At 62.6% G+C, this 1,389-nt stretch carries 1 protein-coding gene; it reads right to left on the reverse strand.

Translation table 11 applies throughout. From position 1 onward, the window contains the following. Positions 1 to 1,257, reverse strand: a 1,257-nt coding sequence (locus ON44_RS52940; RefSeq protein WP_444543898.1) for an acyl carrier protein, incomplete at its 3' end; no start/stop codon positions are given. Positions 1,258 to 1,389: the final 132 nt, after the last annotated feature.

The raw sequence follows: 1,389 nt of genomic DNA on the forward strand, positions 1-1,389 counted from the left end.
CGTCGACATCACCGTGACACCGCCTACCAGTGCCATCCCGCACTCGCCAGCACGCACGGCTTGCACGGCTTGATGCAGGGCGACCAGCGAGGACGAGCACGCGGTGTCCACCGATACCGCGGGACCTTCCAGCCCCAGCACATACGACACCCGGCCCGAGACCACACTCGAGGTCGTGCCGGTCAGCCGATATCCCTCGAAACTGTCATCCACCTCACCTCGACCAATTCCATACGCGTGATCCGTTACGCCGATGAATACACCGGTGTCGCTGCCGCGCAACGAGACCGGGTCCACCCCGGCGTCTTCGAGGGCTTCCCACACCGTTTCCAGCAGCAACCGCTGCTGCGGATCCATCGCAACCGCTTCCCGCGGGCTGATCCCGAAGAACCCGGCATCGAACAACCCCGCATCGTGCAGGAACCCACCCTCACGCGTGTAGGACCTACCCGCCACACCCGGTTCGGGATCGAACAACCCCGCATCCCAACCCCGATCCAACGGCCACTGCGACACCACATCCCGGCCCTGGGCCACGACCTGCCACAGCTCTTCGCGTGAGGACACTCCTCCGGGGAAGCGACAGCCCACACCAACAATCGCGATCGGCTCGGCCGAATGACCCATCACCACAACTGGTTCCGCGGCCACGGATGCTCCGGCCAGCTGCTGGTGCAGGTGTTCGGCGACCGCCCTGGGAGTCGGGTAGTCGAAGATCAGGGTGGCCGACATCGCCACCCCAGTCAGCCTATTTAGTCGGCGACGGAACTCTACGGCTCCCAGTGAATCCAATCCCAAATCTCGAAAAGAATTATCTTCGTCAAACTCGTCGGGACTAAATTTCCCACTAACAGCCGCGAGTTGATCGCGCACCGCATTCTTTATCATCAACCACTGGTCGCCCAAACTTAGCTGGGCCAACTTTCTCGCAAAAAGATCCTGAACTTCTTCCGAAGTAATTCTCGACGAAGACGATGCGTGCCGCCCGCCTTGCTGTCGATCAAAGGCATAGGTAGGAAGCTGTACCCGCGATGCGCCGCGGCCGTGGAAGATCGGTGTCCAGTCGATTCCGGTGCCGGCCACATCCAGTCGGGCCAGTGCCGAGAGCAGGGTCGTGTCCTCGACACGGTCCTTACGCAGCAGCGAAGCCACGACAGCCTCCACACCGTCCACGGTGGGTTTGGTATCCACGGCGTCGCTGGTGGTGTGTTGGAGGGTTTCGTCGATGAGTCCGGATAGGCCGCCGTCGGGGCCCATGATCACGTATCGGGTTGCTCCCGCCGTGGTGAGGGTGGTGATTCCGTCGGCGAACCGTACGGTGTTGCGGACGTGGTCGACCCAGTACTGCGGCGTGGCCAACGCCGAGGGTTGATCGTCGGGGGTTCCGGT

Source organism: Nocardia vinacea NBRC 16497 (assembly GCF_000308835.1).
Lineage (GTDB): Bacteria > Actinomycetota > Actinomycetes > Mycobacteriales > Mycobacteriaceae > Nocardia > Nocardia vinacea.